The organism is Methylotenera sp. G11 (assembly GCF_000799735.1).
Taxonomy (GTDB): Bacteria; Pseudomonadota; Gammaproteobacteria; order Burkholderiales; family Methylophilaceae; genus Methylotenera.
In genome coordinates this window covers 1,166,611-1,190,285 of record NZ_JUHH01000001.1, presented here as the reverse complement: position 1 = coordinate 1,190,285, position 23,675 = coordinate 1,166,611, and the positions used below count along the sequence as shown (strand labels likewise).

Annotated in this window: 25 protein-coding genes; 6 read left to right on the top strand and 19 right to left on the bottom strand. The window is 51.4% G+C overall.

Annotated features, from left to right (window positions below; genetic code table 11):
• Positions 1 to 28 precede the first annotated feature (28 nt).
• The 11 genes from GQ51_RS05455 to GQ51_RS05405 form a co-directional block, all read right to left on the bottom strand.
• Positions 29 to 691 carry a sulfite exporter TauE/SafE family protein gene (locus GQ51_RS05455; protein WP_047550763.1) on the bottom strand — a complete coding sequence of 221 codons (663 nt, stop codon included), beginning with the start codon at positions 689 to 691 and terminating at the stop codon, positions 29 to 31.
• A 21-nt stretch (positions 692 to 712) separates the two neighbouring features.
• Complete coding sequence (locus GQ51_RS05450) at positions 713 to 979, bottom strand: hypothetical protein (RefSeq protein ID WP_047550760.1); 267 nt, start codon at positions 977 to 979, stop codon at positions 713 to 715.
• Positions 980 to 989: 10 nt separating this feature from the next.
• The gene (gene ccoG, locus GQ51_RS05445) at positions 990 to 2,420 is read right to left on the bottom strand and encodes a cytochrome c oxidase accessory protein CcoG (RefSeq protein ID WP_047550757.1); all 1,431 of its coding nucleotides are present in this window, start codon (positions 2,418 to 2,420) and stop codon (positions 990 to 992) included.
• Positions 2,421 to 2,563: 143 nt separating this feature from the next.
• Complete coding sequence (gene ccoP / locus GQ51_RS05440; RefSeq protein WP_047550754.1) at positions 2,564 to 3,478, bottom strand: cytochrome-c oxidase, cbb3-type subunit III; 915 nt, start codon at positions 3,476 to 3,478, stop codon at positions 2,564 to 2,566.
• Positions 3,478 to 3,618 carry a CcoQ/FixQ family Cbb3-type cytochrome c oxidase assembly chaperone gene (locus tag GQ51_RS05435; RefSeq protein ID WP_047550751.1) on the bottom strand — a complete coding sequence of 47 codons (141 nt, stop codon included), beginning with the start codon at positions 3,616 to 3,618 and terminating at the stop codon, positions 3,478 to 3,480. Before GQ51_RS05435 ends, ccoP begins: the two co-directional genes overlap by 1 nt.
• Before the next feature lie 10 nt (positions 3,619 to 3,628).
• Entirely contained in the window at positions 3,629 to 4,255 is a 627-nt protein-coding gene (gene ccoO, locus GQ51_RS05430) for a cytochrome-c oxidase, cbb3-type subunit II (protein WP_047550748.1), read from the bottom strand.
• A gap of 10 nt (positions 4,256 to 4,265) precedes the next feature.
• A complete protein-coding gene (gene ccoN / locus GQ51_RS05425; protein ID WP_047550745.1) occupies positions 4,266 to 5,699 on the bottom strand; it encodes a cytochrome-c oxidase, cbb3-type subunit I in 1,434 nt (477 codons plus the stop codon).
• Between the two features lie 320 nt (positions 5,700 to 6,019).
• The gene (gene cyoE / locus GQ51_RS05420; protein WP_047553966.1) at positions 6,020 to 6,919 is read right to left on the bottom strand and encodes a heme o synthase; all 900 of its coding nucleotides are present in this window, start codon (positions 6,917 to 6,919) and stop codon (positions 6,020 to 6,022) included.
• 29 nt (positions 6,920 to 6,948) lie between these two features.
• Positions 6,949 to 7,968, bottom strand: a complete 1,020-nt coding sequence (locus tag GQ51_RS05415; protein WP_047550742.1) for a COX15/CtaA family protein — start codon at positions 7,966 to 7,968, stop codon at positions 6,949 to 6,951.
• Positions 7,968 to 8,582, bottom strand: coding sequence for an SCO family protein (locus GQ51_RS05410; RefSeq protein WP_047553965.1), 615 nt, complete (start codon positions 8,580 to 8,582; stop codon positions 7,968 to 7,970). The genes GQ51_RS05415 and GQ51_RS05410 overlap by 1 nt, the downstream gene beginning before the upstream one ends.
• Positions 8,583 to 8,594: 12 nt before the next feature.
• Positions 8,595 to 9,341 (bottom strand): SURF1 family protein, encoded by a 747-nt coding sequence (locus GQ51_RS05405; RefSeq protein ID WP_235276171.1) that lies wholly within the window; start codon positions 9,339 to 9,341, stop codon positions 8,595 to 8,597.
• 42 nt (positions 9,342 to 9,383) lie between these two features.
• Between GQ51_RS05405 and GQ51_RS05400 the strand changes: the two genes are divergently transcribed.
• Positions 9,384 to 9,587 (top strand): twin transmembrane helix small protein, encoded by a 204-nt coding sequence (locus GQ51_RS05400; protein ID WP_047550739.1) that lies wholly within the window; start codon positions 9,384 to 9,386, stop codon positions 9,585 to 9,587.
• Between the two features lie 81 nt (positions 9,588 to 9,668).
• Here the strand turns inward: GQ51_RS05400 and GQ51_RS05395 are convergent, their stop codons facing one another.
• The 8 genes from GQ51_RS05395 to GQ51_RS05360 form a co-directional block, all read right to left on the bottom strand.
• Complete coding sequence (locus GQ51_RS05395) at positions 9,669 to 10,574, bottom strand: cytochrome c oxidase subunit 3 (RefSeq protein ID WP_047550736.1); 906 nt, start codon at positions 10,572 to 10,574, stop codon at positions 9,669 to 9,671.
• A 197-nt stretch (positions 10,575 to 10,771) separates the two neighbouring features.
• On the bottom strand, positions 10,772 to 11,335 hold the full coding sequence (locus tag GQ51_RS05390) for a cytochrome c oxidase assembly protein (protein ID WP_081987099.1): 564 nt from the start codon (positions 11,333 to 11,335) through the stop codon (positions 10,772 to 10,774).
• A gap of 209 nt (positions 11,336 to 11,544) precedes the next feature.
• Entirely contained in the window at positions 11,545 to 13,137 is a 1,593-nt protein-coding gene (gene ctaD / locus GQ51_RS05385; RefSeq protein WP_047550733.1) for a cytochrome c oxidase subunit I, read from the bottom strand.
• A gap of 26 nt (positions 13,138 to 13,163) precedes the next feature.
• Positions 13,164 to 14,378 (bottom strand): cytochrome c oxidase subunit II, encoded by a 1,215-nt coding sequence (coxB, locus tag GQ51_RS05380; protein WP_047550730.1) that lies wholly within the window; start codon positions 14,376 to 14,378, stop codon positions 13,164 to 13,166.
• 23 nt (positions 14,379 to 14,401) lie between these two features.
• The gene (locus GQ51_RS05375; RefSeq protein WP_052177721.1) at positions 14,402 to 14,866 is read right to left on the bottom strand and encodes a DUF2244 domain-containing protein; all 465 of its coding nucleotides are present in this window, start codon (positions 14,864 to 14,866) and stop codon (positions 14,402 to 14,404) included.
• 371 nt (positions 14,867 to 15,237) lie between these two features.
• Positions 15,238 to 15,879, bottom strand: coding sequence for a VTT domain-containing protein (locus tag GQ51_RS05370; RefSeq protein ID WP_047550727.1), 642 nt, complete (start codon positions 15,877 to 15,879; stop codon positions 15,238 to 15,240).
• A gap of 105 nt (positions 15,880 to 15,984) precedes the next feature.
• Positions 15,985 to 16,125 carry a cbb3-type cytochrome oxidase assembly protein CcoS gene (gene ccoS / locus GQ51_RS05365; protein WP_047550724.1) on the bottom strand — a complete coding sequence of 47 codons (141 nt, stop codon included), beginning with the start codon at positions 16,123 to 16,125 and terminating at the stop codon, positions 15,985 to 15,987.
• 1 nt (position 16,126) lies between these two features.
• A complete protein-coding gene (locus GQ51_RS05360; RefSeq protein WP_047550721.1) occupies positions 16,127 to 18,475 on the bottom strand; it encodes a heavy metal translocating P-type ATPase in 2,349 nt (782 codons plus the stop codon).
• Positions 18,476 to 18,622: 147 nt separating this feature from the next.
• Here GQ51_RS05360 and clpB point away from each other — a divergent pair, with 147 nt between their 5' ends.
• From clpB to GQ51_RS05335, 5 genes are all read left to right on the top strand, one after another.
• Positions 18,623 to 21,214 (top strand): ATP-dependent chaperone ClpB, encoded by a 2,592-nt coding sequence (gene clpB / locus GQ51_RS05355; RefSeq protein ID WP_047550718.1) that lies wholly within the window; start codon positions 18,623 to 18,625, stop codon positions 21,212 to 21,214.
• A gap of 27 nt (positions 21,215 to 21,241) precedes the next feature.
• Positions 21,242 to 22,162 (top strand): transglycosylase SLT domain-containing protein, encoded by a 921-nt coding sequence (locus GQ51_RS05350; RefSeq protein ID WP_081987098.1) that lies wholly within the window; start codon positions 21,242 to 21,244, stop codon positions 22,160 to 22,162.
• Between the two features lie 16 nt (positions 22,163 to 22,178).
• Positions 22,179 to 22,733, top strand: coding sequence for a hypothetical protein (locus GQ51_RS05345; RefSeq protein WP_047550715.1), 555 nt, complete (start codon positions 22,179 to 22,181; stop codon positions 22,731 to 22,733).
• Between the two features lie 27 nt (positions 22,734 to 22,760).
• Complete coding sequence (locus GQ51_RS05340; RefSeq protein ID WP_047550712.1) at positions 22,761 to 23,180, top strand: secondary thiamine-phosphate synthase enzyme YjbQ; 420 nt, start codon at positions 22,761 to 22,763, stop codon at positions 23,178 to 23,180.
• 148 nt (positions 23,181 to 23,328) lie between these two features.
• Entirely contained in the window at positions 23,329 to 23,604 is a 276-nt protein-coding gene (locus GQ51_RS05335; protein ID WP_047550709.1) for a hypothetical protein, read from the top strand.
• Positions 23,605 to 23,675: the final 71 nt, after the last annotated feature.

The following is a 23,675-nucleotide window of genomic DNA, read 5'->3' as shown; positions in this document are numbered from 1 at the left end:
GCTGTTGCCGGGAATATTGCCTGAGGGTTTAAGTAGCGCACCATACCTTGGTGTTGTGTGTCAGCTCCATCCAGATCGCCCACGCGCTGGCAGCACTTAACAATAATCCGGCCAGCCGCATGCCATAGGGTTCAATGGCGTTGGTTTTCAGCTTCAGCCAGAGCCAGGGCGCTAAAAAGAGCGATATACTGGAGCCAAGTGCGAAGGCCGCCATGCTCAATGCCCCGCCCAGCGGGTGGGCATTGAATGATGCAATAACTAGCGCCGAATAGAGCAGGCCACAAGGCATCAATGCCCAGAGCATGCCCACATAAAAATTCCCACCACGCTTTACCGCCAGCTTTTTGACATGGCCCCAGATATTGCGGCCTGCCCGGTCTACCCATATTGGCTGGCGCGCGTAGATGACCAGTAACAGTCCCCAGAAGAAGATCAGCACATGGAAAAAAGTCCACAGCGGGTGCAGGGCAGAGCTGTAGCTTGAAAGCCAGGCGATACTCTGAATCGCAAATGTCGCGATTGCCCCCAGCAGTGCATATCCGCATAGCCGACCCAGGTGGTATTGGTATATGCCGTAAGGATGCTGCTGGGATTGCGTGAGTGCCGTGCATGCCGCACCGCACATCGCCACGCAATGCGGCCCGCCTGCAATGCCCATGAGCAGGGCACTATATAAAAGCGCTGTCTGCATGCCTATTATCTTGAACCGGGATTAATGGTCATTCACGCCGGTAGCGGCATGATTACGTGCCTTGACAGCAGGTTCCAGTGAGTTCTTCTCTTCGGTTGTCATCGGTTTTTTGAACGGTGACTGCCCCTGGTTTTCTTCATGCGCCAGTACTTCATCCTGTCCGTTCACGGCGATATATACGGTAGTCAGGCTGGCAACCACAACGATTGCAGGACCGCCGAATACAAGCCAGGCAAAGCCTGATTTCCACCATTTCTGATTTTGATTCTGATCTTGTTTCTGTGCCATGACTTAACCTTTAATGCGACATGTAAAAAATGGATTTTTCGAGAATCTTTTCTTTTGAGCCTGCGGCTTCAATCTCGAACACAACAGGGTGCGAGCCACTCTTGATCGAGCCGTCTTCAATCTGCAGGCTTATGGCGACCATACGTGACTCAGCCGGGTTAACCGTGAAAACACCTTCGGATGCGATGGTCAGGCCGCTGAGGCCATTCACGCCGATACGGTAGGTTTCAGGTTTCTCGGAGGCATTGGTGATCTGCAGGCGGTAGACATTCTCGACTTTGCCGCCGGCTACCAGGCGTGACATCACGCCCCGGTCGCGGATGACATCCACTTTGAAAGGTACGCGCATCGCCAGGGAGGCTACAAAGCCTATGCATAGCAATAACAGTAAACCGCTGTAAATCAGCACACGCGGACGCATGACTTTCTGGATGATCTGTTTCTGTGACCAGTGCTTTTCTACGGCATTGTGCGTAGAAAAACGGATCAGGCCGCGCGGGTATTCCATCTTGTCCATGATGCTGTTGCAGGCATCCACACACAAACCGCAGCTGATGCATTCATACTGCAAGCCGTTGCGGATATCAATGCCGACTGGGCATACCTGTACGCAGAAGCTGCAGTCAATGCAGTCGCCCAGGCCTGACTGTTTTGCGTCCACTTTGCGTGAACGGCCGCTGCGCGGCTCGCCGCGTTCCTGGTCATAGGTCACGATCAGCGTATCGTTATCAAACATTGCGCTCTGGAAGCGGGCATAAGGGCACATGTACTTACAGATCTGTTCACGCAGGAAACCGGCATTGCCATAGGTGGCAAACCCGTAAAACAGGATCCAGAAGGTTTCCCATGGGCTCAGGCGATATTGCAGGATATTATCCAGCAATTCACGTATTGGTGAGAAATACCCCAGGAAAGTAAACCCGGTAAACAGCGAGAAACTGATCCAGGCGGCATGTTTCAGGAATTTTTTATGGAATTTCTTGATACCGAACTTCATGCCATCTAGGCGCATGCGCGCCGCACGGTCGCCTTCGATCTTGCGTTCCATCCACAGGAATATTTCGGTATAGACTGACTGCGGACACGAGAACCCGCACCACAGCCGCCCGGCAACGGCGGTAAACAGGAACAGGGCCAGTGCGGCAATGATCAGGATGACGACAAGGTAAATCAGGTCCTGCGGATAAAGCACGAGGCCAAAGATGTAAAAACGGTGTGTGCTGATATCAAGCAGCATGGCCTGCCTGTCATTCCACATGAGCCAGGGTGTGCCGTAAAAAACAAGCTGAGTGATCCAGATGGTGAGCCAGCGCATGTTTTTGAAGTATCCGGAAATGCTTCGCGGGTAAATCTTTGGCTGGGATTCGTAAAGAGACCTTGGTTTAGAGGTGTCTTCGGCAATAGGGATGACTTTCCTGGACTTTACTTTCTGATTGGACACTTGATTTTAAACCCTGCTTAAAATGCGACACAAAAAGGACAACGCCCACTATTTTAGCATATGCAAAATAGTGGGCATTTAGTGGTATTAGGATAATTTAAGTAAGCTGAAGTTGCATTGCTATCTAAATTAAATCTAAGTTGTTACTGAGCGTTGTTTTCATTGTTTGAAAAGCGCCAAACGTAAGAAGCGAGAACATGAATCTGTTCAGGTGTTAAACGTGAACCTTGCGCCGGCATCTGGTTATTCTTGCCGTTGTTGATACGCTCGATAATAGCGGCTTCACCGGCACCATGCAGCCAGATGTCATCTGTCAGGTTAGGCGCGCCGATTGTCTGGTTGCCTTTACCTTCTGCGCCGTGGCAAGCTGCGCAGGCTGTGAATTTCTCTTTGCCCAGTGCTGCACGGTTTGCGTCATGCTGGCTGCCTGAAAGGCTTAATACGTAGTTGGCAACGTTTTTCACGTCATCCGCATTGCCAATCGCTGCAGCCATTGGCGGCATCATGCCATGACGGCCATTGGTGATGGTTTCCTTGATCGTTTCAGGCGCGCCGCCATATAACCAGTCTTTATCTGTCAGGTTAGGGAAGCCGCGGCTGCCGTGAGCATCAGAACCGTGACACTGTGAGCAGTTGTTCATGAACAGGCGTTCGCCGATTGCCATTGCTTTTGGATCTTTAGCCACGTCTTCAGGTGCCATAGATGTAAATTTAGCGTAGATAGGTGCAATGCGGTCGTTGGTTTCTTTCACTTCCTGTTCATATTGCTTCAGTTGCGTCCAGCCCAGTTTACCACCGTAAGTTCCCAGACCTGGGTACAGAAACAGATAGCTGACACCGAACACACAGGTAATGATAAACATCCACATCCACCATCTTGGCATCGGGTTGTTCATCTCGATGATGTCTTCATCGTATACGTGACCTGTAGACTCGCCAGTGTGGGCTGCGTCATGTGATTTGCTGGTAAGAAACAGCACAGTCAGGCAGAAAATAATACCGCCAATCACGATGGCCGAAATAAACATCGGCCAGAAACTACTTGTAAAATCACTCATTATTCATCTCCCTCAAGCGGCAGTCTTGCCGCTTCGTCAAAATCTTTTTTATGCCGTCCAGACCATGCCCAGACCCAGATACCCACAAAAGTAACCAGGGCTGCGACAGTCGCTATACTGCGTAAATCAGTAATGTCCATATTGACTCGCTTATTGTTTGAGCGCTGTACCTAGCACTTGTAAGTAAGCAATTACGGCTTCCATTTCGGTTTTGCCATATACCTCGTTTGCTGAGTTTTTAATCTCTTCATCGGTATAAGGCACACCGGCGATTTTCAGCGCGCGCAGGTGTGACGGCAGGTTTTTCGCATCAACCAGATTTTTTTCCAGCCAGGGGTAGGCAGGCATCACTGATTCCGGCACCAGGTCACGCGGGTTGATCAGGTGGATGCGATGCCACTCATCGCTGTAACGGGCGCCAACGCGGTGCAGGTCTGGACCTGTACGTTTACTGCCCCATTGGAATGGGTGGTCATAAACAAACTCGCCTGCAACCGAGTAATGGCCATAGCGCAATGTTTCTGCTTTGAATGGACGGATCATCTGTGAGTGGCAGTTGTAGCAGCCTTCACGGATGTAAATGTCGCGTCCAGCCAGTTGCAGCGGTGTGTAAGGCTTGAGGCCTTCAACCGGCTGCGTGGTTGATTTCTGGAAAAACAGCGGAACGATTTCAACCAAACCGCCGAATGAAACCACAATTAAAATCAGCACAACCATCAGGAAACTGTTGGTTTCGATCTTCTCGTGGGTAAATCCTTTTTGTTCTTTATCTGACATTTTAGTTCTCTTAAGCATGAACAACTGTTGAAGGTATTCTGGCGCGTGTCGCTTGCCCCATCTGTACTGTTTTGATGACGTTCCATAACATGATGATCATGCCGCTTACGTACATCAGGCCACCGGTCATACGGATCACGTAGAACGGATGCATCGCTTTTACAGATTCAACAAAGGTATAGGTCAAGGTGCCGTCATCGTTCATCGCACGCCACATCAGACCAGCCGTCACGCCGGAGATCCACATCGCGGTGATGTACAGCACCACGCCGATCGTCGCCAGCCAGAAGTGCAGTTCAATGGCTTTCTTGCTGTACATCTGTTTCAGACCCCACAGGCGCGGTGTCAGGAAGTACAGTGAACCCATGGATACGAAACCAACCCAGCCTAAAGCGCCTGAGTGCACGTGACCAACAGTCCAGTCGGTGTAGTGTGACAATGCATTCACGGTTTTAATCGCCATCATCGGGCCTTCAAAGGTACTCATGCCGTAGAAAGACAGGGAAACGATCAGGAAGCGCAGGATCGGGTCATCGCGCAGTTTGTGCCATGCGCCTGACATTGTCATCATACCGTTGATCATGCCGCCCCAGCTAGGTGCCAGCAGGATCAGTGAAAGTACCATGCCGACTGATTGTGTCCAGTCAGGCAAGGCGGTGTAGTGCAGGTGGTGTGAACCCGCCCACATGTAAGTGAAGATCAAACCCCAGAAGTGCACGATAGATAAACGGTATGAGTACACTGGGCGCTCAGCCTGTTTAGGTACGAAGTAGTACATCATGCCCAGGAAGCCTGCTGTCAGGAAAAAGCCCACAGCATTGTGGCCATACCACCATTGAATCATGGCATCCTGAACACCGGCATACGCTGAGTAGGATTTCATCCATTCAGCAGGGATCGCGGCACTGTTAACAATGTGCAGCAAGGCCACCACGATAATGAATGCGCCGTAAAACCAGTTAGCAACGTAGATATGTTTGATTTTTCGTTGAGCGATGGTGCCAAAGAACACGATCGCATACATGACCCAAACCACCAGCAGCAGCAAGTCGATTGGCCATTCCAGTTCAGCGTACTCTTTAGCTTGCGTGTAGCCTAAAGGCAGTGAGATGGCTGCAGCTACGATCACGGCCTGGTAGCCCCAGAACGTGTAGCGAGCCAGCAGCGGGAAGGCCAGTTTGGTTTGGCTGGTGCGCTGCACAACGTAGTAAGACGTGGCAAACAGGGCACAGCCGCCAAACGCAAAAATTACCGCGTTAGTGTGCAGTGGACGCAAACGGCCGAAGCTTGTCCATGGCAGACCGAGGTTTAGTTCAGGAAAGGCAAGCTGTGCGGCGATGATAACGCCCATGAGCATGCCAACCACCCCCCAGACTACGGCCATCACGGTAAATCTACGGATGACGTAGTCGTCGTAAAACGTTTCTACATTACTGTTACTCATTACTTCCGTCCTTAAATAAAACAAAATAAATCAATCAGCAGGGATATTTTTAGCAAAAATATCGCAAAAATACGCACAGCGCGTGAATTTCCCGCATAACATGTAAGTCTTAATCCGCGATTATATAATGTAAATTGAGAATTAATACTGGATTTTCTCCAACATTTGCTCCGATTCCGCTATCCGGATTGGCTGAATGTGTGATTAATATTGAGGAATCGCTATCAGGGCGGGGTTTTGCTACGATATGTATGCATTAAAAAATAAGGAGCGTTAGCCGCTCCTTATTTTTTAATTTAGCAGATGTATTTAATCAAACATCAATATGTCCAGTAGTGATCTACCAATAAAGCGGCAAACAACAGGGTCAGGTAGGTGATGGAGTACCTGAAAGTCCTTCTGGCAAGGTTATCCGAGTATTTCCTGTAAAGCCCGATCACGTAGGCCATGAAGATCGCATCCAGCACGATGGTCGATACCAGGTAAATCATGCCGCTCATTCCAAGGCCATAAGGCATCAGTGAAACCGCTACCAGGATCACCGTGTACAGCAGGATATGCAGCAGCGTGAAGGCTTCGCCATGGGTTACCGGCAGCATCGGCATGCCTACTTTTGCATATTCTTCACGCCTGTAGAGTGCCAGCGCCCAGAAGTGCGGCGGTGTCCATGCGAATATGATCAGGAACATGATCAGCGATTCAGGTGAAATGGTATTGGTGACGGCCGCCCAGCCCAGAATCGGCGGCATGGCGCCGGAAGCACCGCCGATTACGATGTTCATCGGCGTGGCGGGTTTGAGGAATATGGTATAGATCACCGCATAGCCGACAAATGTGGCGAGTGTCAGCCACATGGTGAGCGGGTTCACATAAAAGTATAGAACCGCCAGCCCGGTGCCGCCGAGCAGCGTAGCAAACACGATGGTTTCAACGGCTGAAACCTGGCCTGTAGGCAGCGGCCGTGCACGTGTTCGCGCCATGATGGCATCAATCTGGTGCTCAATGAGGCAATTGAATGCAGCGGCGGCGCCAGAAGCAAAAGCGATGCCGATGGTGGTTGCCAGCAATAGCGGCCATGGCACCATGTTCGGCGTGGCGAGGAACATGCCGATCAGTGCCGTGAACACAATCAGTGACGTGACACGCGGCTTGCACAGCGGGAAAAAATTCTTTAAACGCGGCGCGAGCGCTTTGAGCTGGCTCATCAGGTTCGTATTCATTTGCATCTCGCTTTTATATTTTTGAACTGTCATGGTTTGGCCTCGTTTCCAGTGCTTTGATTTAATTCCGTGATTTTGGAATTGATGACAACGGTGATGATAACCAGCAGCGCAGCTCCCAGGTTATGCGCTACTGCCAGTACTAAAGGTAAATGCAGGATGAGATTGGCAATGCCGATACAGACTTGCGCTATCAGCACCGCCAGCAGCAGCCGTGTCACATTTTTAAGTGGCGGAATGCCGAGCAGGTGCAGGGCGAGGCTGCCCAGGTAAATGAATGTCACCAGCGCGCCGATGCGATGCGACCACTGGATTGCGGTGAGTGCCGGCAGTGTCAGGTTGCCGCCATTGGCACTCTGGCCTAGCTCACGCACCAGGTGAAAAGCATCTTTAAAATCCATTGCCGGCATCCATGCGCCGTGGCAGGTAGGAAAGTCAGTACAGGCGAGGGCTGCGTAGTTGGTGCTGGTCCAGCCGCCCAGGAATACCTGTGCGAGCAATATAAGCAGTGCGCCGCGTATCAGCAGCCTTAATGCCGGTGAAATGGCCGCGGATTTCCCAGCGTTGCCCCAGTGGCGGTGTGCGATCCAGGCCAGCAGGGCCAGCGTGGTCATGCCGCCGATCAGGTGTGCACTGACAATGGCCGGTTTCAGCAGCATGGTCACTGTCCACATGCCTAGCGCCGCCTGGAACATGATGATGAACAGCAGGGCGGTAGGCAGCAAGGGGCTTACTTTAATGTTTTTCCTGCTCCGCCAGCCAAATGCAAATAACGCCAGCACCACCAGGCCCAGGGTGCCGGCAAGGTAACGATGCGCCATTTCTTTCCAGGCTTTGCCGGTTTCAATAGTGCTATGCGGAAAGATCTCCTGCGCATTCCGGATTGCGGTTTCGCTTTGCGGTACCGTCAGTGTGCCATAACAGCCAGGCCAGTCAGGGCAGCCCAGCCCGGCATCGGAAAGACGGACATAGGCGCCGAGCACAACCACGCACAGCGCGAGGATGGCGCCAAGCAATGATAAACGTTTAAAGTGCTTGTAATCTGCCATTATCCGGCCCAGGAATATTTCATCAGCCGTATCACGTCTTTCCGGATCAAGGCCGGGTCGGTGTGCGGCGTGTAACTCATCATGAAATGACCTAGCGGGTCTACCAGGTAGATCCTGCCGGCGTTCATGGATGACTCGTTATTGATGTTGAATTGGTCGCTCAGTGCCGATATTTCAGTGCCAGGCTGGTTGATGATCAGCATATCCGGGTAATCTTGCTTGATCGGGCTGACTTCCTGCAAGGTTGTGATGAATACCCGCTGCATGCGCGGTATTTCTTTGTATAAGGAGGTGTGCAGCTGGCGCATGATGTGCAATTTGTCATGGCATTCCTGAGTGCAGCTGCCGGCTACATACACCATGCTCCATTTGTCTTTCCACAGGTCCGGTTTTACAGCGCTGCCATCACTCGATATCAGCGCGTAGTCCATGGACAGCAGTTTTGCCGGAACGACCAGTTCGCCGATACTTTCGCCTTTTGGCCGCCAGTCCAGTTTATACATGGCGATGACGGCGATGATGGGGGTGATGAAGAATATCAGCATGCATAGCAGCATCAGGCGGCCTTTGCGTTGCCGCTGCAGGTATTCGTTATTTTCTAGTCCAATTTGCATAATATCCAAGTTTCAGGTTGATTTCTTATTTTTGCTCACGCCGGTGTACAGGAAGATCAGGATACTTGCGATGGCAAAACCAAACCACTGATAGGCATAGCCCATGTTGGTAGCGATTTTTTCGGCAGGCAGCTGCCAGTTGCGAACAAAACCGCCGGCATTGCTTTTTGCATCCAGTTTAATCACAACAGGCAATACACTGATCGGTACGCTTTTCTGATAGCGCTCCATATCCATGTGCTGCCATACTTGATGCCACTGCTTGTGTTCTGACTTATCTTCCAATGTAAAAACCTTTTTGCTGGGCACCCAGCCCAGTCCCACGATTTCCACCGTGTCCTCAGGTGTCACAATGGCCGGTATGTCGGTGTGGGTTGAGCCTCCTGCAATCCAGCCCCTGTTGACCAGCACGTAATCATTCCTGCCGTCGATCTTGAGTGGCGTCAGTACATGGAAACCTGCGCGGCTGTCTTCGACCTGGTTATCCAGCAGTATCTGGTACTTGCTTTCGTAATGGCCTTTTATTTTTATTTTTTTATATTTCCATTCATCCGGGCGATCAAGCTTGGATGGCAGGTTTAATGCCTCATTATCCTGCGCGCTGTCATAGCTGGCCTGGATTTCCTGCTTTAACTCAGCCTTGCGGTATTGCCATAGGCCAAGCTTAATAAATAGCGGTACACAGATCAGCAGCACTAATAAACCAGTCCAGGAAAGGGTAAATGTGTAGTTTGAGAATCTAAATTGCATTTGTGCCATACGCATCGCATAATGTCTCATCTACATGGATGGGGCATTGATATGTTATTCAAAATTGTTGTTGTATTAGCGTTACTTGTCATTATTGCCAGCCTTTTTTCTGCCTTGTATTTTTTAGCTAAAGATAAAAATGGCGGGGCACGTACTGTAAAAGCGTTAACGCTGCGTATCGGTTTTTCTATTGCTTTGTTTTTATTGCTGTTGCTGGGCTATTACTTTGGCCTGATCGGGCCCGGTCAACGTTAGTTTCTGACCTGGTTTGCAGTAAACTGGATTCCGGCAGTAAAAAGGGGCGCTCTATATGCACCCCTTTTTTTATACCTGCAATTACAGCCAGTAAACGAAAATGAACAAACCCAGCCAAACTACATCAACAAAGTGCCAGTACCAGGCAACACCTTCAAAGCCAAAATGGTGTTTGGATGAGAAGTGGCCTTTCATTGAACGCAATAAAATCACGATCAGCATGATGGTACCCAGTGTGACGTGGAAGCCATGGAAGCCGGTAAGCATGAAGAAGGTGGCGCCATAAGCACCGCTATGCAGCGTTAAGCCCATTTCTGTATAGGCGTGGTGGTATTCAAATGCCTGGCAGATCAGGAATGCAGTGCCTAGTGCTACGGTTAAAAACAGGCCAGTAACCAGTTGCTTGCGGTTGTCTTTTAACAAGCCCCAGTGTGCCCAGGTAATGGTGGCACCGGAAGATAACAGCAAGGCGGTGTTGATTGCCGGCAGACCCCAGGCGCCCATTGGGTTGAGCTGGCTTGGCTTGTATTCGGTGCCAAGTACAATCCCGCCAGGGCCTGCGGAAGGCCAGGTGCCCAGGAAGTCCTTATACGGCGTGAATGCCGGGTCAAAAGCAGCCAGATCCGGCACGGAAATGATGCGCATATAGAACAGTGCGCCAAAGAATGCGGCAAAAAAGGCGATCTCGGAACAGATAAAAACGATCATGCCGATGCGGAATGATTTGTCTTCCCATTTATGGTATTGCCCCGTCACGCTTTCGAGTACCACAGCCCCCAGCCACTTAAAGGTCATGAGTATGATAATCGCGGCACCAATGTACATCATCCATTTGCCTGGTGCTTGCAGGTATGCGAGTTCCTTGTTGGTATCTGTCGCTACACTGAAAATAAAACCCGCAGCCAGTGACATCAGTCCTGCCGATATGACGGCAGGGTAGATAGCGCCATGCGGTACAAAATAATGATTACTTGAATGTGTTGTCATGCGTAAGCTCCCTATTGCATTATTCAGCCAGTGCCTGACTGAATGTGTTTTATATTAAATTAACGCAACTATTCGTAACTACCGGCCTTAACTGCTAATCATCACTACCGGTCATAACTACCAACTCATGAATATCAGTTTTACTTTACTGTGGCGTTGAATCCACACACTTAAAATCTTTTTGCTAACTCCACCTGCTATTCCTTAGCGCTAAAAAATGAGTAGGATAAGGTCATTTCCTTTACATCAGCCGGCAATTCGCTGCTTACAAAAAACCGTAAAGGCATGACTTTTGTTTCACCTGGTTTTAACTCCTGCCTTTGAAAACAAAAACATTCTATTTTCTTTAAGTAAGCGGCAGCCTGGCCTGGCGTAACGCTTGGTATTGCCTGCCCGGCAACGGTCTGGCTGGTAATGTTTTTAGCTTCAAACAATACTGTTTCCACTTGTCCCGGGCGTACTTTAATGCTTGACTGTTTCGGGTAAAAATTCCAGCCCAGCCCAGGCATTACACTGGACGTGAACTGCACGGTGACCCAGCGCGTTGTATCGACTTTATTGCTTTTTAATACAGAGGCACTGGTGTCGGTTTTTCCATTCAAACCAGTCATCGTGCATAAAACGTCATAAAGCGGCACTAACGCAAATGCAAATATCAATGAGCCAACTACAATCCAAACCATTTTCAAACCCAGCTTCTTATTCGCCAGCCTTCTGCGATCTGCCAGGCTTAAGCCGTCATTGTCAGTATCTATCGTCACATCTGTTTCCGTGTCTTATTCCTGAGTTTTGTTGCTATGCTTAATTTCCATGTTCTATTTCCAAAGCGTAAACATGGAAGCCAGATACCAGATGAAAGCGATCACTCCCAGCAATATGGCTATTTTTTTATTGCTGCTTTTGTTGATTTCCTGATTTTTCATATTGATCCCGGAAGGCCCGGCCTGGTGGCCGGGCCTTCATATCCGTCTTATTTAACTACCGGTTGCTCGGTAAAGCTGTGGTATGGAGGTGGTGATGGCAATGTCCACTCCAGGCCCTGCGCACCTTCCCAAACCTGGTCGGTTGCTTTCTTGCCACCTTTGACGGTGCTGATGATGTTATACACAAAGATGAGTTGTGATAAACCAAGTACAAACGCTGCGATTGAAGAAATCATATTGAATTCGGCAAATTGCAGTGCATAGTCAGGAATGCGGCGTGGCATGCCGGCCAGACCCAGGAAGAACTGCGGGATAAATGTCAGGTTGAAGGAAATCGCCGTTAACCAGAAGTGCAGTTTACCCAGCTTTTCGTTGTACATATGGCCGGTCATTTTCGGCAGCCAGTAATACACGCCGGCCATAATGCCCATGATGCCGCCGGCAAACAGCGTGTAGTGGAAGTGTGCGACCACGAAATAGCTGTTGTGATACTGCGCATCAGCCGCAACGTCGGCCAGCACCAGGCCGGTCAGGCCACCGATGCCGAACAGGATGATCCAGCCTACCGTGAACAGCATGGGCGTTTCGAAGCTCATGGAGCCGCGCCACATGGTTTTGATCCAGCAGAAGAACAGCACGGCCAATGGCAGTGAAATCGCCATGGTGCTGTACATGAAGTAGAGCAGCGCAGGAACCGGCAACCCGGCAGTGAAGAAGTGGTGTGCCCATACAACTACAGATAAGGCGCCGATACCCCAGAATGAATACACCTGTGCTTTGTAGCCATACATGGGTTTACGTGAGAATGTTTGCAGGATCTGTGGAATGAAACCCCAGACCGGCAATAACAGGATATACACTTCGGGATGGCCGAAGAACCAGAACAGGTGCTGGAACAGGATTGGGTCGCCGCCGCCGGCCGCACTGAAGAAATGCGTGCCAAAATGGCGGTCTGTCAGCAGCATGGTGACTGCACCGGCTAATACAGGAATCGTAGCAATCAGCAGGAAAGCCGTGATGAGCCAGCCCCATGCGAACATCGGCATTTTCATCAGCGTCATGCCTGGCGCGCGCATGTTGAACAGGGTGACGATAATGTTGATGGAACCTAAAACAGATGAAATACCCAGCAAGTGCACTGCAAAAATGGCAAAGTCCACACCGATGCCACCTTGTATTGAAAGTGGTGGGTAGAATGTCCAGCCGGTTGCCAGGGCACCGTCACCGATGCCGAACAGCGCTAGCGTGAATGGCAGCGTGAGCAGAATCGCAGATGGCGGCAGCAGCCAGAAGCCCCAGTTATTCAGGCGGGGCAGCGCCATATCCGGCGCGCCGATCTGCAGAGGGATCATCCAGTTCGCAAAACCGGTGGCGGCTGGCATCAGGGCTGCAAAAATCATGATAAGTGCATGCACGCCGATCAGCTGGTTGAAAAAATCCGGTTTCATTAATTGCAGGCCCGGCTGGAATAACTCGGCACGAATTCCCAGAATCATAGAGCCACCGACCAGGAACATGATCAGTGAGAATGTCAGGTACATGGTACCGATATCTTTATGGTTCGTAGTCGTCAGCCATCGCATAATTCCGGTCGGATGGTCGGCGTGCTCATCGTGATGTGCAACTGTTGTTGTACTCATAGCTTTCTCCTGTACCTAATCTTTAATTATTGACGCGCTGCTTTTACTTGTGACGGCTGAAGAAAATCGCCAACACTATTGCCAAGCGCGTTGCGTTCGTAGGTGATGACTGCTGCGATTTCGGTATCGTTCAGATTGCCTTTCCATGCCGGCATCATGCGAACACCATTCAGTACGCGGTCTAAATGGCTGTCAGGCAGGTATTTGCCGTCTGCGCCGAAAATCGGTGAAGTGGCGATCTTGCTGCCGGTGAGTGCAGGAAAAGCGGGAGGCAGGCCTGCGCCCGTCACCTGGTGGCATACTGCACAGTTTTTCTCATATACGGCTTTGCCTTCGGCGATCAGGTCTTCTTTAGTCCACTCTTTTTCAGAGCCGGCAGCGGCCTTGGCAATTTCAGCCTGTTTAGCCGCTACCCAGGTTTTGTATTCTTCTTTGGGCAGGGCATCAACCACTACAGGCATGTAGCCATGGCCTTTGCCGCACAGCTCCTTGCACTGGCCGCGGTAAGTGCCTGCTTTTTCTACCTGTACCCAGGTTTCGCGGATGAAGCCGGGCACGGCAACACGTGAAGAACCGAATTGCGGCACCCACCAGTTATGCAATACATCAGATGATGTCATCAGGATGCGAACTTTTGCCCCTACAGGTAATACCAGGCGATTGTCGACATCGAGCAGGTATGGTTTGGCAGGATCATTGACGGGAGGGACTTTACCCTCGACCTGATCTTGCGGTGTGGAAAGATTGCTGACGAATTTGATGCCCTTGGCATCCTCCAGCCCGGACTGGCTACCCTTGTCGGTATTGCCCATGTATTCATACTGCCAGCGCCATTGTGAGCCGGTGACTTTAATGACCATGTCGGACTCGTTGCGGGTATCTTCCATCATGACTACGCTGTGGTAAGCCGGGATGCCCATGATGACAAAGTCAATCAGTAACAGGATTGCGAATGGAATCAGTGTCCAGAAGATCTCGGTTGCCGTGGACGGCGCTTTATCTGCAACGGCTTTGTGACCGGCACTCTTGCGGTGCTTTATCAGTGAGTAGATCATGATTGCAAGCACTACGACAAATATCACGGCAACAATCACCATGAATTTGTTGTGTACGTGCAAGGTGTCGAGCGCCATGGGGGTGACTGGCTCGGGGAAGTTCCAACTAAAGTCAGCAAACACTTTTGGCGACGTTAGTAAAAACAGCAGACAGAAACTTAACTTCTTCATTGCTTGCCTTAACATACCTTCTCCCAAAACAAAAACTATTAGACGATGTTTAATTGTTGTTTAAGTTGTCTGGCGACCGTTATGCGCTGATCATTGTCCATAAAGCGAGTGCCAAACTCTACTTCCTTACCATGAGAGCCGATGAAGATACTACATGTCCCGTCAGTACTATTGCGCAGCGAAACTTTTGCCCAATAACGCTGAAAAGTGAATTTCTCCGAATTCTTATAACTATGTTTTTCTACAACCACCTCATTATCAACTAGCGTGACCTTTTCAAAATCCCCGTAATGGAGATAGACATGGTGCAGCGCATATGCAAAAGCTAAAACTTCAAACCCGGCAAACGGTAATACAAGCCACGCTCCTGATAATGACACACCAAGTGCGACGGTCATGGTAATGATCATGATGCTGATAAAAAGCCACACCAGCCCCCTGGGGGTAAGGGAATTGTTTGGCTTAGCCACTATTATGTTGCCGTCAGCACTAAAAACCGTCATACATCACCTGTGAGCAATCTGAAGATGACCTGCGTACACATTTTTAACGTGCGTCAATTTGACGCATGTCAAAAACTAACATAAAAACAGGTGTGTCTCAAGCGTTTTTGTTACAGATTTGAAACAAAGCCGTAACCTTTAGCCGGGAATTTAAACAATTGAATTACAAATGAATGTGTTGAGGGCCGCTGTCTGTCTGCCTCTCAGCTGCCTGGCATCTGAGTGAGTTTTTTTAAAGATCAAGCGGATTCGACTGCCGGGGCAAGACCGGGCGCATTGGCGTGCAACAACAGGGCGTGGTTAGGCGAAGATTGAAGAGGCAGGCATCTGTCCTGCTTCTTCCGCTGTTTCTGCACCGGAATCGATGAAAGTCAGAAGCGGGACTTGATGAAGTGTTTTGCCGCAACCCAGGCTGCAGGCAGCGTAGGAATGATCACCAGGGCTAGCGCAACCAGTGAGAAATTGGCTTTGACCCACGGATGATTGCCCACCAGGAACCCTAGTCCGGTCAGGCCGCATACCCAGAGGATGCCGCCAATAATATTGTAAAAAGCAAACTTGGGGTAAGTCATGTCCGCTACACCCGCCACAAATGGCGTGAAAGTGCGGATGAAAGGCAGAAAACGACCGGCAACGATCGTGATCGGGCCGTGTTTTTCATAAAAGTCATGGGTCTTGTTAAAAGCGTCTTTGTTGAACCAGCGCGAGTCCTCCCAGGCAAACACTTTTGGGCCAAACCACCGGCCTATCGAGTAATTCGCCGCATCGCCGGCAATGGCTGCAATCGTCAGCAGGATCATCAGTACCGGCAGGCTCATGCCGCCAATCGCCGCAATCGCGCCAGCTACAAACAGCAGTGAGTCCCCGGGCAGGAATGGCATGGCAACAACGCCGGTTTCTACAAAAATGATCGCGAACAGAATCGCGTAAATCCAGATGCCGTAGGCAGCGGCTACGGCCTCCAGGTGCTTATCAAGGTGCAGGAATATGTCGATGATGCTTGTAAAATCCATGGTCAGTTTCTTTTATCGTTTTTATCTGTCAGACGTTGCGGCGCGGTTTTTTGCCATTACAACCAAGCGCTTCGATTACAAAACTCGGAAATGCGGCGGCTGCGGTTAATCGTCATCTTCGAGGATGCGTTTGCCTTCGTCTTCGATATCTTCAAACTGGCCGCGGTAAACCGCCCACCAGAGCCCCGCAAGCACGACGAGCGCCATGATGACCGAGAGTGGTATAAGTACGAATAGGATGTCCATATCAGACCTTCAGGTGAGTTTTTCCTAATGTTAATGCAGAGGTGGAGAACTTGGTCAGGCGCAAAGCGTTAACAACCACGATCAGTGAGCTGACAGCCATGCCCAGCCCGGCCAGCCATGCAGACAGTATGCCAAAGAAGGCAAGCGGTATGCTGATCAAATTATACACAATTGCCCATGCAATATTTTCTTTAATGATTTTCATCGTTTGTTTTGCATGGCGGATCAGGTAGGGTATCTGGCTGATGTCACCATTCAGGAATATGTAATCGGCATGGGCAAGGGTGAGCGGGACGCCTTTGCCCATGGCAATGGACACATGCGCACTTGCCAGTATCGGGCCATCGTTCAGGCCGTCGCCTACCATCAGGACTTTCTTGCCCTGCTGTTTGAGGGTTTGCAGGCGCAGCAGTTTGTCTTCAGGATTGCATGCGGACTGGTAATGTGAGATGCCGATTTCTTTTGCTGTATTTTCTACGGCATCGGAGCGGTCGCCTGACAGCAGTTCTATACCGATGCCGGCATCTTTCAGTTGCTGTATGGTTTGTGCCGCGAGCGGCTTGATCGCCTCCTGCAGCGTAAAGCTTGCCAGCCAGCCATTGCTGTCGACCAAATGCACCTGCTGTGTGTGCAGGTCTTCTTCGTGAACGGCACAGAATTTTGCCGAACCGAGTTTTAGCTGGCCATTGACCAGATCTGGCTGTGCGCAAGCCTCATTGGCGGCAAAGTGCCTGATGCCGGCACTGACCCCGGCGCCAATGGTTTCTTGAATAGCGTCCAGATCCAGAGCCAGCGGTGGCTGCTGCTGTGCCTGATATGCACTGAACAGTGCCCGTGAAACCGGATGGAATGAATGCCGTGCAACTGCCGCAGCCAAAGCCAGCGCCGTAGATTCTGTCAATCCTGCTTTGTGTCGGATCGCCTTGATTTCGATATGATCTTCAGTGAGCGTACCGGTTTTGTCAAAAATGACCGTGTCGATATCGGCAATATTTTCAATCGCCTGCAGGCGTTTGATCAGGATGCCGCGCTTGACGAACGCGCTGGCGCTCGAGAGCATGGCGGCAGGGGTCGCCAGCGACAAAGCGCAAGGGCAGGTGACAATAAGCACTGCGGCGGCAGTCATGAGCGCCCGTCCGCGGTCGATATCCCACAGCAGCGCAGCGGCAACGGCCGCACTCAGAATTACAAAAATCAGGAATGGGCGTGCTACGCGGTCAGCCAGTTTTGATAATCTCGGCTTCTCAATGGCCGCCTGGTTGATCAGGTTCACAATCTGGCCGTACTTGGTGGAAGCGCCGATGGCTTCCAGCACGATGTTGACAGGCTGGCGCAGGTTGTAACTGCCGGCAATCACATCATCGCCCAGATTCTTGTGTATCGGTGTCGATTCCCCGGTGAGCAGTGATTCATCAACACTGGTGCTGCCTGAAATCAGCCTGCCGTCACCCGGAAATGCCTCGCCCAGGTTGACGCGTACCGTGTCACCGATCTTAAGCCTGGTGTTCAATACACGCGTGAAGCTGCCGTCAGCGTTCTGGCGTTCGGTGTTTTCCGGAATACGGCTTACCAGTGATTCCAGCGCGCCTAATGTCCTGCGATGCAGTTTTACCTCGACCAGGCGTGCCGAAAGCAGGAAAAACACGAACATCGTCAGTGAGTCAAAATAGACCGTATGCCCCCACCAGCTATTGGGTTCGAAGGTGGCGGCCGAGCTGACCACAAACGTAATCACGATGCCGATAGCGACCGGCAGGTCCATGCTGATCTGCTTCATTCTCAGGTCGCGCAGGGCGTTGCTGAAGAACGAGCTGCTGGAAAACAGCAGCACCGGCAGACTGAGCAGCCATGATGCCCAGTTAAGCAGGTGCAGGATGTCCGCCGAGATTTCACCGGGGGCGGTGAAATAAGTGGGGCTTGCGTACATCATGACCTGCATCATGCAGAATCCGGCAACCATCCAGCGCCAGAAAGCGGCTCGCTGCTTTTTAATGGCAGCCAGGTCGCTTTCGCCCTGGGTTGCGGGGCTCGCGCTGTAGCCTAGGGCCTGTACCGTGGTCAGTATCTTGGATGGAGATGTCTGTGACGGCGACCACACGACAACAGCGCGTCTTTTCGACATACTTACGCGCGCACTGACGATGCCGGGGGATGACTGCAAGCCCTGCTCGATGATGCCTGAGCAGGCCGCGCAGCGTAAGCCGTCCAGCAGCAGATTTGATTGCACCAGTGTTTGGTCAGGGTTGCTGCCAAACGGCTCGCTGAATTCCTGCCACTGTTCTTCCGTATCCAGAATCTTCCATGCGGGATTGGATACGGTTTCTTCGGCGGTCAAATTGGTTGTAAGCAAGAACTCACTCCGTACGGTAATCAGATAATGGTGAGGGGTAAAATGGTCAGGGATTTACATGACTTTGTACAAGAGAGATTATATATTGAAAAGCGGTTAATCAGCCCCATATGTAAACATAGATTAACTTTGTAAATTGGAGTGACTATGCGCTTTGATAAATTAACGACTAAATTCCAGCAGGCGATCAGTGACGCGCAAAGCCTTGCGCTGGGTGCGGATAATACTGCGATTGAACCGCAGCACCTGTTGCTGGCTTTGCTGAACCAGGAAGACGGCGGTACAGCATCATTGCTGGCGCGTGCCGGCGTGCAGCTGAACCAGCTTAAGACCGGCCTGAATGCCGCGATTGCCAACCTGCCAAAATCGACGGATGCCAGCGGTGAGATTGCGATCTCACGTGATTTGAATAACCTGCTGAATGTGACGGATAAACTTTCGCAAAAACGTGGCGATGCCTATATCGCGAGTGAAATGTACCTGCTGGCGCTGGCGGATGATAAAGGCGAGGCAGCGAGATTGCTCAAGCAGAACGGCCTGACGAAACCTGCGTTGGAGACTGCGATTCAGGCAGTGCGCGGTAACGAAAGCGTGGATAGCCAGGAAGCGGAAGGCCAGCGCGAATCACTCAAGAAATACACGCTTGATCTCACTGAACGGGCACGCCTGGGCAAGCTGGATCCGGTGATTGGCCGTGACGATGAAATTCGCCGCGCGATCCAGGTATTGCAGCGCCGCACTAAAAACAACCCGGTATTGATTGGTGAGCCTGGTGTGGGCAAGACCGCGATTGTTGAAGGCCTGGCGCAGCGTATCGTCAATGGCGAGGTGCCTGACTCCCTGCGCAATAAAAAAGTGCTGTCGCTGGATATGGCGGCTTTGCTGGCCGGTGCCAAATATCGCGGTGAGTTCGAAGAGCGCCTGAAATCGGTACTTAAAGAACTGGCACAGGATGAAGGCCAGACTATTCTCTTTATCGATGAGATTCATACCATGGTGGGTGCCGGCAAAGCAGAAGGCGCCATGGATGCCGGCAATATGCTGAAACCTGCATTGGCGCGCGGTGAGCTGCATTGCGTAGGCGCAACGACACTGGATGAGTACCGTAAATACATCGAGAAAGATGCGGCGCTGGAGCGCCGTTTCCAGAAGGTGCTGGTAGATGAGCCCAGCGTTGAAGCCACGATTGCAATCCTGCGTGGCTTGCAGGAAAAATATGAGCTGCATCATGGCGTGGAAATTACCGACCCGGCGATTGTGGCCGCTGCCGAATTAAGCCATCGTTATATTACGGACCGTTTCCTGCCGGATAAAGCGATTGACCTGATAGACGAAGCGGCCAGCCGCATCAAGATGGAAATCGATTCCAAGCCGGAAGTGATGGATAAGCTCGACCGCCGCTTGATTCAATTGAAAATCGAGCGTGAAGCGGTGCGTCGTGAAAAAGATGAAGGCAGTAAGAAGCGTTTTGTGCTGATTGAGGAAGAAATCACCAAGCTCGAGAAAGAATACGCGGACCTTGAGGAAATCTGGAAAGCGGAAAAAGCCCAGGTGCAAGGTTCGGCGCATATTAAAGAGGCGATTGATAAAATCAGGTTCGAGATGGAAGAGGCCACGCGCAAAGGCGACTGGCAGAAAGTCTCTGAGTTGCAGTACGGAAAATTGCCGCAGCTGGAAGCACAGCTGAAGCAGGCCTCGAATGCTGAAGCCAGCACTGCGCACAGCAAGAACAGAATGCTGCGCACTGAAGTCGGTGCGGATGAGATTGCCGAGGTGGTCAGCCGTGCAACGGGTATCCCGGTGAGCAAGATGATGACAGGTGAGCGTGAAAAGCTGCTCACGATGGAAGCTAAGCTGCATGAGCGCGTAGTGGGGCAGGATGAGGCTGTCAGATTGGTTTCTGACGCGATTCGCCGCTCACGTTCCGGCCTGGGGGACCCTAACCGCCCTTATGGCAGTTTCCTGTTCCTGGGCCCGACCGGTGTCGGTAAAACCGAATTGTGCAAGGCGCTGGCAGGTTTCCTGTTTGATTCTGAAGATCACCTGATCCGCATCGACATGAGTGAGTTCATGGAGAAACACTCAGTGGCACGCATGATAGGTGCGCCTCCGGGCTATGTAGGTTATGAAGAAGGCGGTACACTGACGGAAGCCGTGCGTCGCAAGCCGTATAGCGTGATTCTGCTGGATGAAGTGGAAAAGGCGCACCCGGATGTGTTTAACGTGCTGTTGCAGGTGTTGGATGATGGACGCTTGACCGATGGCCAGGGTCGCACTGTGGACTTCAAGAATACGGTGATCATCATGACCAGCAACCTGGGTTCGCAGATGATACAGAGTATGGCGGACCAGGATTACCAGCTGGTGAAACTGGCGGTGATGGGGGAAGTGAAAACGCATTTCAGGCCGGAGTTCGTGAACCGGATTGATGAGGTCGTGGTGTTCCATGCGCTGGGTGAACCACATATCAAATCTATTGCGTCCATTCAGTTGCAGTACCTGGCTAAACGCCTGGCGGCAATGGATATGCAGCTGGAATTGACCGATGCGGCCATTACCGAGATCGCGAATGCCGGTTTTGACCCGGTTTATGGCGCGCGTCCGTTGAAACGCGCTATCCAGAGCGAGATTGAAAACCCTCTGGCGCGCGAGATCCTGGGCGGGAATTTTATGGCTAAAGATACGGTCAAGGTCGATGTTAAAAGCGGTAAGTTCGTATTTTCAAAAGCGGGCAGTTGATCATTAAATGGCTTAAGAAAGGTTGATTTGCTGAAGAAGCTGGTTACTGATGGGTTGAAACGCGTGCTGTTCGCCGTGCTGCTGATTACGGCGAACGCTGCGCGCGCGGAATTCAGCCGGCAGGAACTGGAAGCTTTTGACAATGAACCGCCAGTCGTCGCTGATTTGCTCAAGCGCGCAGTATCTGCCGAACGTGACCTGAAAAATCCCGAAGGTGAATGGCAGGCTGCGAAACTGTACTGTGAAGCATCGCGCCAGGGCAGTGCCGAGGCGCAGTTCCGGCTGGGCATGCTCTATGCTGCCGGGAAAGGTGTGCCGGCTGACCGGGATCTGGCGGCTTCATTGTTCGTTGCGGCATCCATGCACGGGCATTTTGAATCGCAGAAAATGCTGGAAACGCTGGAGCTGGCTGCTGGCGACCTGCCGCCTTGCGTGCTCGCCGACGTAGCTCCGGAGAAGGCTCCGGCAAAAGGCGAGATCGATAGTTATATTGCAAACTTACCGGCGAACAAGCGCTGGATCGTGCGCCTGGTAGATACCATCGCTTCCTGGCACAAGGTTGACCCGAAGCTGGTGCTGTCTATTATTTCGGTAGAGTCCGATTTTTCGGCATCGGCACAATCCAGCAGGCAGGCACAGGGGCTGATGCAATTGATCCCGGATACTGCCGAGCGCTTTAATGTCAAAAATGCCTATAATGCCAGCCAGAACATCAAAGGCGGCGTTGCTTACCTGCGCTGGCTGCTCGCGTATTTCGAGGGTGATGTCAGCCTCGCCGTTGCGGCTTATAATGCGGGTGAGGGAGCGGTCAACAAATATAAAGGTGTTCCGCCCTTTGCGGAAACCAGGCAGTATGTACAAAAGGTGCGTCTGCGTTATCCGCTGCCGCATCATCCATATGATGTGAACATAACGGAGCCTTCGCCTTTTTTGAAACGGCGCGGCTAGATTTGAGGGAACAAAAGTGCGGAACCATTTGCTGTTGTTGATATGCAGCGCTTTGCTGTTAATGTCAGGCTGTGCCTCGACTGGCCGTGATGCAAGTGCTGAAGGCCCGAAAATTGACAGGATTTCACCGGAAGAGCTGGCGCGCCTGATTCCACAGCCGGTTGCCAAGCTGGCGCTGGAAGACCTGGTCAGGTTAACGAAAGAGGGCAGCAGTCCCGAGCAGATCATCGCACAAATCAAGGCAACAGACTCCATGTATGACCTGACGCCAAGTCAAAGCGTCGATTTAAGCCGCCAGGGTGTGGATGCGAAGGTGGTGGACTACATCCATGACAGCAGGGAGGCTGCCGTGAGAAACCAGCTGGCGGACGAAATCAACCGACGCGAAACACAGAAGCAGGCTGAAGTCGCCAGGCTTAAAAACCGCCTGTGGCAGCAGCAGCGTTATTATGACCCGTTCTGCCGCGGCTATTATGGGGTAATGCCATACGGCTACGGCGGGTATGGCCGGCACTACGGTTCGTCCTTTGGCCTGGGCTTGGGCATTGGCCGGCCTTTAGGCTGCTGGTAAAGATTAAATCATCATCGGGTAATTATAATGCAGCAGAAAACACATCAGATCACGGTTCCCACGCATGGCCGGAAACTCTATGACATCACAGCTGAGGTGACGGGCTGGGCAAAATCCAGCGGTATCAAGACCGGCATGATGACGCTGTATATCCAGCATACTTCTGCCAGTTTATTGATCAATGAAAATTATGACCATGATGTGCTGGTAGACATGGAAGCGTTTTTTAATCGCCTGGTGCCTGACGGTGATCCGCTGTTTATCCATACGGTCGAGGGGCCTGACGACATGCCTGCGCATGTGCGTACGGCGCTTACCCAGACCCACTTGTCAATCCCGCTGCTGGATGGACAGGCAGCCTTGGGGCAGTGGCAAGGCGTGTTTCTGTATGAGCACAGGCATATCGCCGGCAAGCGCCGGGTTCTTTTGCACTTGATCGGTGAATAAGGCCTGACAGACTGCTGTTTAAAATAATATTTAATGTTGTTGCAGATAACTTTGAATGCGCTAGAATAGCGCGTATGGGTGGAGTTGTATAAGTAAGCTATTGAATTAAATCATTGATTGTAGTTCTTAATAAGAAGAGGAAATTATTATGTCATCATTATTGCGTTCTTTATTAGTTTTGGGTGTTGCCGGCGTGCTGGTCGTTGGTTGCGGCAAGAAAGAAGAAGCGGCTCCGGTTGAAGCGGCACCTGCACCAGCGGCTGCGGTTGAACCGGCTCCAGCACCGGCTGCTGCCGAGCCAGGCGGTTATGAGCCAACAGCTGAAGAGCGCGTACCGGGCATTACGATCGATCCAGCAGTATTGGCAGCCGAATCTGCAGCTGCTGCCCCAGCTGCTGAAGCTGCACCGGCTGCTGCTGAGTAGTTTCTGGTTTTATAATTACAATCCCGGGATGCGTTGATCGTTATTCAACCGTTCTGAATTGACTTGAAAAC

What these genes read in the sequence shown, in the direction of transcription:
- GQ51_RS05415 (WP_047550742.1), bottom strand. Translation starts at nt 7,968, where the DNA reads ATGGCAGATTACAAGCACTTTAAACGTTTATCATTGCTTGGCGCCATC.
- ccoS (WP_047550724.1), bottom strand. Translation starts at nt 16,125, where the DNA reads ATGGACATCCTATTCGTACTTATACCACTCTCGGTCATCATGGCGCTC.
- GQ51_RS05340 (WP_047550712.1), top strand. Translation starts at nt 22,761, where the DNA reads ATGCAGCAGAAAACACATCAGATCACGGTTCCCACGCATGGCCGGAAA.
- ctaD (WP_047550733.1), bottom strand. Translation starts at nt 13,137, where the DNA reads ATGAGTACAACAACAGTTGCACATCACGATGAGCACGCCGACCATCCG.
- GQ51_RS05435 (WP_047550751.1), bottom strand. Translation starts at nt 3,618, where the DNA reads ATGGACATTACTGATTTACGCAGTATAGCGACTGTCGCAGCCCTGGTT.
- GQ51_RS05410 (WP_047553965.1), bottom strand. Translation starts at nt 8,582, where the DNA reads ATGCAAATTGGACTAGAAAATAACGAATACCTGCAGCGGCAACGCAAA.
- ccoN (WP_047550745.1), bottom strand. Translation starts at nt 5,699, where the DNA reads ATGAGTAACAGTAATGTAGAAACGTTTTACGACGACTACGTCATCCGT.
- GQ51_RS05335 (WP_047550709.1), top strand. Translation starts at nt 23,329, where the DNA reads ATGTCATCATTATTGCGTTCTTTATTAGTTTTGGGTGTTGCCGGCGTG.
- ccoP (WP_047550754.1), bottom strand. Translation starts at nt 3,478, where the DNA reads ATGAGTGATTTTACAAGTAGTTTCTGGCCGATGTTTATTTCGGCCATC.
- GQ51_RS05405 (WP_235276171.1), bottom strand. Translation starts at nt 9,341, where the DNA reads ATGGCACAAATGCAATTTAGATTCTCAAACTACACATTTACCCTTTCC.
- cyoE (WP_047553966.1), bottom strand. Translation starts at nt 6,919, where the DNA reads ATGAATACGAACCTGATGAGCCAGCTCAAAGCGCTCGCGCCGCGTTTA.
- GQ51_RS05450 (WP_047550760.1), bottom strand. Translation starts at nt 979, where the DNA reads ATGGCACAGAAACAAGATCAGAATCAAAATCAGAAATGGTGGAAATCA.
- GQ51_RS05395 (WP_047550736.1), bottom strand. Translation starts at nt 10,574, where the DNA reads ATGACAACACATTCAAGTAATCATTATTTTGTACCGCATGGCGCTATC.
- GQ51_RS05375 (WP_052177721.1), bottom strand. Translation starts at nt 14,866, where the DNA reads ATGACGGTTTTTAGTGCTGACGGCAACATAATAGTGGCTAAGCCAAAC.
- GQ51_RS05370 (WP_047550727.1), bottom strand. Translation starts at nt 15,879, where the DNA reads ATGGATTTTACAAGCATCATCGACATATTCCTGCACCTTGATAAGCAC.
- GQ51_RS05400 (WP_047550739.1), top strand. Translation starts at nt 9,384, where the DNA reads ATGTTATTCAAAATTGTTGTTGTATTAGCGTTACTTGTCATTATTGCC.
- ccoO (WP_047550748.1), bottom strand. Translation starts at nt 4,255, where the DNA reads ATGTCAGATAAAGAACAAAAAGGATTTACCCACGAGAAGATCGAAACC.
- GQ51_RS05455 (WP_047550763.1), bottom strand. Translation starts at nt 691, where the DNA reads ATGCAGACAGCGCTTTTATATAGTGCCCTGCTCATGGGCATTGCAGGC.
- coxB (WP_047550730.1), bottom strand. Translation starts at nt 14,378, where the DNA reads ATGTTAAGGCAAGCAATGAAGAAGTTAAGTTTCTGTCTGCTGTTTTTA.
- clpB (WP_047550718.1), top strand. Translation starts at nt 18,623, where the DNA reads ATGCGCTTTGATAAATTAACGACTAAATTCCAGCAGGCGATCAGTGAC.